Annotated in this window: 7 protein-coding genes and 1 pseudogene; all 8 read right to left on the bottom strand. The window is 78.7% G+C overall.

Annotated elements, in window-relative coordinates; translation table 11 throughout:
* Window positions 1–813: glycosyltransferase family 9 protein (locus tag ADY01_RS30200; RefSeq protein WP_053171355.1), on the bottom strand; the 813-nt coding region annotated here is incomplete at its 3' end.
* Window positions 810–2,243 carry a D-glycero-beta-D-manno-heptose 1-phosphate adenylyltransferase gene (gene rfaE2 / locus ADY01_RS30195; protein ID WP_049579819.1) on the bottom strand — a complete coding sequence of 478 codons (1,434 nt, stop codon included), beginning with the start codon at window positions 2,241–2,243 and terminating at the stop codon, window positions 810–812. The genes rfaE2 and ADY01_RS30200, both read right to left, overlap by 4 nt.
* A complete protein-coding gene (locus tag ADY01_RS30190; RefSeq protein ID WP_049579818.1) occupies window positions 2,240–2,869 on the bottom strand; it encodes a D-sedoheptulose-7-phosphate isomerase in 630 nt (209 codons plus the stop codon). Before ADY01_RS30190 ends, rfaE2 begins: the two co-directional genes overlap by 4 nt.
* Window positions 2,870–2,905: 36 nt before the next feature.
* Window positions 2,906–4,153 carry a glycosyltransferase gene (locus tag ADY01_RS30185; protein WP_049579815.1) on the bottom strand — a complete coding sequence of 416 codons (1,248 nt, stop codon included), beginning with the start codon at window positions 4,151–4,153 and terminating at the stop codon, window positions 2,906–2,908.
* Window positions 4,153–5,118, bottom strand: coding sequence for a glycosyltransferase (locus ADY01_RS30180; protein ID WP_049579814.1), 966 nt, complete (start codon window positions 5,116–5,118; stop codon window positions 4,153–4,155). Before ADY01_RS30180 ends, ADY01_RS30185 begins: the two co-directional genes overlap by 1 nt.
* Window positions 5,115–6,203, bottom strand: a complete 1,089-nt coding sequence (locus ADY01_RS30175) for a glycosyltransferase family 9 protein (RefSeq protein ID WP_049579812.1) — start codon at window positions 6,201–6,203, stop codon at window positions 5,115–5,117. Before ADY01_RS30175 ends, ADY01_RS30180 begins: the two co-directional genes overlap by 4 nt.
* A complete protein-coding gene (locus ADY01_RS30170) occupies window positions 6,200–6,853 on the bottom strand; it encodes an HAD family hydrolase (protein WP_078900744.1) in 654 nt (217 codons plus the stop codon). The genes ADY01_RS30175 and ADY01_RS30170 overlap by 4 nt, the downstream gene beginning before the upstream one ends.
* Window positions 6,843–7,210, bottom strand: a pseudogene (locus ADY01_RS40010) (hypothetical protein); the annotation flags it as partial. The gene ADY01_RS30170 and the pseudogene ADY01_RS40010, both read right to left, overlap by 11 nt.

Raw genomic sequence — 7,210 nt, 5'->3', positions numbered from 1 at the left:
GGCGGGGGAGACCGGGCCGAACAGGGTGACCGAGGGGGTGGACAGCGCCGTGGCCAGATGGGAGACGCCGGTGTCGCCGACGACCACGGCCCGCGCCCCGGCGATCAGCGCCGCCAGGCCGGGGAACGGCAGCGCCCCCGGCCCCGCGAACACGTCCGCCTCCGGCGCCAGCCCCGCCCGCCGCGCCACCTCGCGCGCCAGCGCGCCCTCGCCGGGACCGCCCGTCACCACGACCCGTTGACCGGCCGCGCGCACCGCGCGTCCCACCGCCGCGAACCGCCTCGCGGGCCAGCGTCGCGCGCCCGCGTCCGCGCCGGGGTGGAGCACCACCGCGCCGGGCGCGGGGGAGCGCACGCCCGCGGGGGCCGCGATCCGCACCTCCGAGGGGTCCGCCGACACGCCGTACCAGGCCAGCAGGCGGCACCAGCGGTCGCGTTCGTGCTCCTCCGCCCGCCACGCGGGCCCGTCGCCCGCCGCGAAGCCGAACAGCCGTCCCGGCCGCAGGGCCCGCAGCGCCGCCACCGACTCCGGGCCCGCGCCGTGCAGATCCACGGCGAGGGAGGGCCCGCCCGGACCCTCCCAGGGCACCGGCTCCGGCACCTCGCGCCCCGCGCCCCCCGCGGGCAGCACCTCGTCCACCGCGCCCGTGGCCGCCGCCGCCCCGGCCAGCCACGGCGGGGCCGCGAGCAGCAGCCGCCGCTCCGGGAACGCGCGCCGCAGCCCGCGCAGCGCGGGCACCGCCGTCAGCAGGTCGCCGAGGCCCAGCGCCCGCAGCACGAGAACGCGCCCGGCCACGGCGTCCCGGCGCGTCACGGCGCGGGGAACGCCGCGCGCCGCGCCAGCTCCGTGGTGGACCGGCCGTCCAGATACGGCAGGACCAGCGTCTGGCCGCCCCACTCGCGAAGCGCCGCCGCCTCCGGCAGGTCGCGGACGCTGTAGTCGCCGCCCTTGACCCACACGTCGGGCCGCAGCCGCCGCAGCAGCGCCTCCGGCGTGTCCTCGTCGAACTCGGCCACCGCGTCCACGCAGCCGAGCCCCGCCAGCACGCGGATGCGGTCGGCCGCCGGATTGAGCGGGCGGCCCTGCCCCTTCAGCCGCCGCACCGAGGCGTCGGAGTTGACGCACACGATCAGGCAGTCGCCGGTGCGGCGCGCGTTCTGGAGGAACTGCACATGGCCCGCGTGCAGCAGGTCGAAGCACCCGCCCGCCGCCACCACCGTGCCGCCCCCGGCGCGCACCGCGTCCACCAGCGCGTACGCGTCCCCGGCCGCCGGAGCGGGCGCGGGCGCGGGGGGCTCGGGCGTGCTCGCGGGCCAGGAGCCGAGCGACGCCAGGCCGCCGCAGCCGATGAACGAGGCCGCCGCCTCGGTGGCGAGCCCCACCGCCTCCGGCGGCAGCCCGCCGTCGGCCAGCACGCAGGCGGCCGTCGCGGCGAAGCAGTCGCCGGCCCCGCAGGGGTCGCCCTCGTGCCCGGCCGCGACCGGGACATACAGCGGGTCGTCGCAGTTGGCCCGCGCCAGCACCGCGCCCCGGCAGCCGAGCGTCACCGCCACCGCGACCGCCTGCCACCGCTCCGCGAGCAGCGTGCCGCGCCTGCTGTGCGCCCCCAGCGTGTCGCTCTCGCCGCCCTCCGCGCCGCAGAACAGCCGCGCCTCGCGCTCGTTGGGCGTGACCAGGCTCACCCAGGGCACCGGCGCGCACCCGCGTGGATGCGGGTCCCACACCACCGGAACGCGCCGGGCCGCCTCCGCGAGCGCCCCGCGCACGGCGGCCACCGTGCCCTGCCCGTAGTCGGCGACGAGGATCGCCCCCGCCCCGGCCAGCGCCCGCCGCACCGTGGCGCCCGGCGGCCCCGGCGTTCCGCCGCCCTGGTCCATCCGCACCACGGGCCTCCCCCCGGCGAGGACGCGGGACTTCACGGGCAGCGTGCCGTCCAGCGGCAGTTCGGCCAGGCGCACGCCGCGCGGCAGCATGGCGCGCACCGCGTCGCTGGCCGGGTCGCCGCCCAGCGCGGTGACGAGCACCACCTCGCGGCCGTCGCCGGCGGCGAGGGCGGCGGCGAGCCCGGCCCCGCCGGGGCGCGAGCGCCGCCCGGCCACCTCCACCACCGGCACCGGCGCGTCGGGGGCCAGCCGCGCGGCCACGCCCTCGACGTCCTCGTCCAGCAGCACGTCCCCGACCACCACGAGCGGCTTCCCGCTCGTCGCCCGGCTCGTCCCGCGGCCCGTCCCGTGGCCGGTCATGCGGCGTCGCCCCGGGTCAGGGCGGCGGGGACCGGCGCCTCGATCGCGTGCGGCCCGGCCAGCGCCGCGTCGAACGCCTCGCACAGCACGTGCAGCGCGACCAGGTGCGCCTCCTGCACGGTGGCCGCGCTGGGCGCGTCGACGCTGACGACCGCGTCGGCGCCCGAGGCCAGCGGGTTGGGCAGCGGCCCCGTCATGGCCCACACCCGCAGCCCGGCGGCCCGGCCGGCCGTCGCGGCGGCCACCAGGTTGTCGCTGCGGCCCGAGGTGGACATCAGCACCAGCACGTCGCCCGAGCGGCCGTGCGCGGTGACCTGGCGGGCGTAGACCTCGGCGAACCCGTAGTCGTTGCCGATGGCGGTGACGCTCGACGTCTCGGCGTGCAGCGCGATCGCCGAGAACGGGCGACGGTCCCGCGCGTAGCGGCCCACCAGCTCGGCCGTCAGGTGCTGGGCCTGGGCGGCGCTGCCGCCGTTGCCCGCGGCGAGGAGCCGCCCGCCCTGCGGCAGGATGCCGGCCAGGTGGCGCCCCCAGGCGACGGTCTCGTCCAGGCCCGCGCTCTCGTAGCGCCGCAGCGCGTCCGTCAGGGACAGGCAGTGCTCGTGGGCGGTGCGTGATGCGTCCATGGGCGTTCCGTTCCTCGGGCGTTCCGTTCCTCCTGCTCAGGCGCCGCTCACCGGGGCGGGGCGGCGGCTGCTGATCTCGCGGTAGACCTCCTCCGTGCCCGCGGCCACGGCCGCCCAGCAGTAGCGGGTCAGCACCCGCCGCCGCCCCGCCGCCCCGCGGGCCGCGCGCTCCTCGGGAGAGGCCAGCAGCGCGGCGACGGCGTCGGCGAGCGCGGCCGGGTCGCCGGGGGGCACCAGCCGCCCGGTGCCGGGGTCCGCGACGGTGTCGCGCTGCCCGCCGACCGCGCTGGCCACCACGGGCACGCCGCAGGCCATCGCCTCCAGGGGCACGATGCCGAACGGCTCGTAGTCCGCCGGGCACAGCACCAGGTCCGAGCCGCGCAGCAGCGCGGGCACCTGGTCCCGGCAGACGCCGCCGGTGAAGCGCACCCGGTCGCCGACGCCCAGCGTGCGCGCCGTCTCGCGCAGCCGCCGCACCTCCGGGTCGGCGTCCAGGCCCGCGGGGGGCGGCCCGCCCGCGATGACCAGTTCGGCGTCCGGGATCTTGGCCAGCGCGGCGAGCGAGACCTCGGCGCCCTTGCGCGGCACCAGGCGCCCGAGCTGGAGCAGCCGGTAGGGCAGCGCGCCGCGCGGATCGGCGGGCCCCGCCGGGGTGAACAGCTCGGGGTCGACGCCGCAGGGCACCACGCTGATCCGCTCGGGCGGCAGGCCGAGCGAGGTCAGCTCGTCCACCTCGTCCCGGCAGGTGGCCACGGTGCGGTCGCAGCTCAGCCCGAGGTAGCGCTCCCAGGTGATCCGGTCGGCGGGGCTGGTGTCCGCGTGGCCCTGGTGGCGCCGCTTCACGGTGCCCAGCGCGTGGAACGTGTGCGCGAACGGGACCCCGAGGCGGCGCGCGGCCTGGAGGGTGGCGACGCCGGACATCCAGAAGTGGGAGTGGACGACGTCGGGCGGGGCGCCGGCCCACTCCTCCTCCAGCACCGTCCCGAACTCCGGCATGAACGGCAGCAGCCCGTCCTTGGGCACGGCCCTCGCCGGTCCGGCCGTGACATGCCGCACGGTCACGCCCTCGCCCAGGCGGACGCCGGCCGGGAGCCCCGCGTCGTCGCGGCGGGTGTAGACGGTCACCTCGTTGCCGCGGCCCGCGAGTTCGGCCGCGAGCTGCGCGACGTGCACGTTCTGGCCGCCCGCGTCCTCGCCGCCCAGGGCGGCGAGCGGGCTGGCGTGCTCGGAGACCAGGGCGATGCGGAGCCCTTCCCGCCCGGCGCGTGTGGTGGCTCGCCTCATCAGCGGATCACCTCCTCCATCAGCAGGTCCCAGTCGTCGAGGAATCTCTTCAGGCCGTAGCGCTCCAGGGCCGCGTGCCGCGCGCCCCGGCCCGCCTCGGCCGCCGCGTCCGGATCGCGCAGATACCGGCCGGCGGCCCTGGCCAGGACCTCGGGCCTGGTGGAGAGCACCCCGGCCTCCTCCGGGACCGCGTCGGCGACCTCGGTGGTGGCCAGGGCGACGACGGGCATGCCCAGGTGCATGGCCTCGATCAGGGAGAGCCCGAGCGAGGTCCAGCGCACCGGGTGCAGATAGAGGCGCCGCCTGGCCAGCTCGTCGTGGAGCCGCCCCTGCGGCAGGTCGTAGCTGCGGCAGCGGTGCCACGGGACGCCGATCCGCGCGGCCAGGCCCTCGGTGCGCATGCCGAACACGTCCAGCGGCGCGGCCCCGGCGACCAGCGGCAGCAGGTCGGTGCCGGTGGTGCGGCCCCGGCGCAGCGGCTCGTTGACGACCACGGCGGCGCGTTCCAGCTCGCCGGTCCAGCGGTGGCCGGGGTCCACGACGCCGTGCTCGACGACGGCGGTTCGCGTGGTGCCGCTGTCCCAGAACAGCCGGTTGAAGTGGGTGACGTGCACCAGCAGCAGGTCGTCGCGGTCCGCGCACGGGTGGCGGGTGTCGGGAACGTCGCCGGTGGGCGCGTTGTGCTCCAGGTAGACGGCGGGCACGTCCCGCCCCGGGCGGCGCCCGCCGAGCCACCGCTCGGCCAGCGCCGCCTCGTGCGGGCGCTGGAGCACCACGAGGTCCACGGGCGCCTCGGCCAGCTGCCCGGGCGTCAGCTCGGCGACGGAGCCGGGCCAGCGGTAGGTCCTCGCCAGGCCCAGGCCGTCGGGCCCCCGGTCCGGGAGCACCGGCACCAGGTAGGTGTGGCTGCCCTGGACGAACGCCGTCGTCCACGAGCCGTGGACGTGCCAGAGGAGGATGTTCATGCTGCCGCCTTCCGTCCGGCGGGATCCGGGCGGGGGCCGGTGACCGTCAGGGCCTCGACCGCGCTGATGACCTCCTGGTCGGTGATCGAGTCGAGGCAGGGGTGGCCCGCCACCGGGCATATCCGCGCCCTGGTGCCCGCGCAGGCCGCGTCCTGGCGCCCCAGGCGCAGGTGCGGCACCCGGTAGGGCAGCCACCGGTCGGCGCTGACCACCGGGGAGAAGAGGCTGACGATGGGGGTGCGCACGGCCGCCGCCAGGTGCGCGGGGCCCGTGTTGCCCGCGACGACGACCCGGGCGCCGGCCAGCACCCCGGCCAGCTCGGGCAGGTGGGTGCGCCCGCCCAGGTCGAGCCCGTGCGGCCCGGCGACGCGCCGCGTCAGTTCCTCCTCGCCCGGACTCCCGGTGACCACCACGCGGTGGCCCGCCCCGGCGAGGGCGGCCACGGCCTCGGCGGCGCGCGGCGGCGACCAGGTGCGGGCGTGCACGGCCGCGCCCGGGTGCACCACGACATAGGGGTCCTCGCCGGTCAGGTGGCCGGTGGCGGGGTGCCCGGTGATGCTCAGGGCGCCGTCGTCGCCGGGGGGCAGCGAGAACCCGGCCGCCTCGGCGAGTTCGAGCGCGGCGGCGGCCTCGTGCCGGTAGGTGGCGCGCCGGTGGCGCAGGTCGAGCAGCGCGCCGGGGTAGTACTCGCTGTCCGCGCCGATCCACGGCACGCCCGCCATCCGCAGCAGCAGCGCCACGGGCAGCGGGCTCTGGTGGTGGGAGGCGAAGATCAGGGCCCGGTCGAAGCGCCCGGCGGCGACCCGGTCGACCAGCGCGTCCACCGTCTCGCGCGAGACGGGCGGCGGGGCAAGGCCCACCCAGGGCGCGTCGTACACCAGGATCTCGTCCAGCCCCGGCAGCAGCCGCCCCGCGGCCTCGCCGCGCGGCCCGCACAGCAGCGTGGTGGCGGACGAGCCCGCCGCGACCGCGCGGACGGCGGGGCCCGCGAGCAGCACGTCCCCCGCGCTGTCGAGGCGCACCACCAGGGTGCGGGGCGCGTTCGGAGGGGACGAGCGCGGAGGGGAGGGGTGCACGTCGGTCATATCGCACGCCCCTCGGCGGGGGAGGTCCGCAGCACCGCGCGCACGGCGGCCCCCAGATCGGGCGCCCACTCGGTGGCCGCCTCGATCTCGGCGCGGCGGGTGACCGGCGTCGGCACCAGCACGCCGCGCGCGCCCGCCGCCCTCGCCGCGGCCATGTCGGTGCCGATGTCGCCGATGACCGCCACCCGCCGCGGGGAGACGCCGAGCCGCCCGCAGGCGGCGAGGACCAGGCCCGGCGCCGGCTTGCGGCACGCGCAGCCCTGCCAGGCGGCGTGCGGGCAGATGGCCCAGACGTCGAACGGGCCGAGCAGCACCTCGACGCGGCGTCGCACGGCCTCGACCCCGTACCGGGTGAAACGGCCGCGGGCGGCGCCCGACTGGTTGCTCACCACCGCGACGGCGATCCCCCGCGCGCGCAGCAGGTCCAGGGCGGCGCGCGCCCCGGGGAGGGGGCGCACCAGGGCCGGGTCGGCGTTGTAGGGGACGTCCTCGATCAGCGTGCCGTCGCGGTCGAACAGCACCGCGTCGGGGCCGGGTCCCGTCCGTCGCAGGGGCCGCCCGCCGGGCCAGGGCGGCAGCATCCACGGGCCGCCCGCGGGGGTGCCCGGGGTCGGCCTCCTGCTCGTCGGGATCGAGGCTCTACTCGTCATGACCGTCTGAGTTGCCCGTTATGCCCGAATTAAACGGAAGGTATCCCTTCGTTCCTGTCCGTGGCCGGCCCCGGACCTCGGCCAGGGCCCGCGCGGTCTCCCGCGCCTCGGCCTCCGCCCGCGCCTGCGCCTCGGCCGTGGTCTCCCGGACGCTGCGCACGTCGCGGTGGCGCACCTGCCCGGCGAGCCAGTGCCCCACGGCGGCGAACGGGATCAGCGCGCTGGTGGCCACCATCCGCCGGACCTCGTCCCCCGTCCTCGGCCCCGGCCGCAGCCTCGCCGCCGCGAACTCCGCCGTGCCCACCAGCCACAGCGCCGCGAGGGCGCCCCAGGCCCGCGGCCTGCGCGCCCCGGCGG

It is taken from the genome of Streptomyces sp. SBT349 (assembly GCF_001083795.1).
Classification (GTDB): Bacteria; Actinomycetota; Actinomycetes; order Streptomycetales; family Streptomycetaceae; genus Streptomyces.
The sequence above is the reverse complement of the archived record's forward strand: the minus strand, read 5'-3'. Positions and strand labels throughout refer to the sequence as shown.

Excerpts from the sequence above, each read along its gene's own strand:
- rfaE2 (WP_049579819.1), bottom strand. The coding sequence starts at position 2,243 with ATGACCGGCCACGGGACGGGCCGCGGGACGAGCCGGGCGACGAGCGGG.
- ADY01_RS30190 (WP_049579818.1), bottom strand. The coding sequence starts at position 2,869 with ATGGACGCATCACGCACCGCCCACGAGCACTGCCTGTCCCTGACGGAC.
- ADY01_RS30185 (WP_049579815.1), bottom strand. The coding sequence starts at position 4,153 with ATGAGGCGAGCCACCACACGCGCCGGGCGGGAAGGGCTCCGCATCGCC.
- ADY01_RS30180 (WP_049579814.1), bottom strand. The coding sequence starts at position 5,118 with ATGAACATCCTCCTCTGGCACGTCCACGGCTCGTGGACGACGGCGTTC.
- ADY01_RS30175 (WP_049579812.1), bottom strand. The coding sequence starts at position 6,203 with ATGACCGACGTGCACCCCTCCCCTCCGCGCTCGTCCCCTCCGAACGCG.
- ADY01_RS30170 (WP_078900744.1), bottom strand. The coding sequence starts at position 6,853 with ATGACGAGTAGAGCCTCGATCCCGACGAGCAGGAGGCCGACCCCGGGC.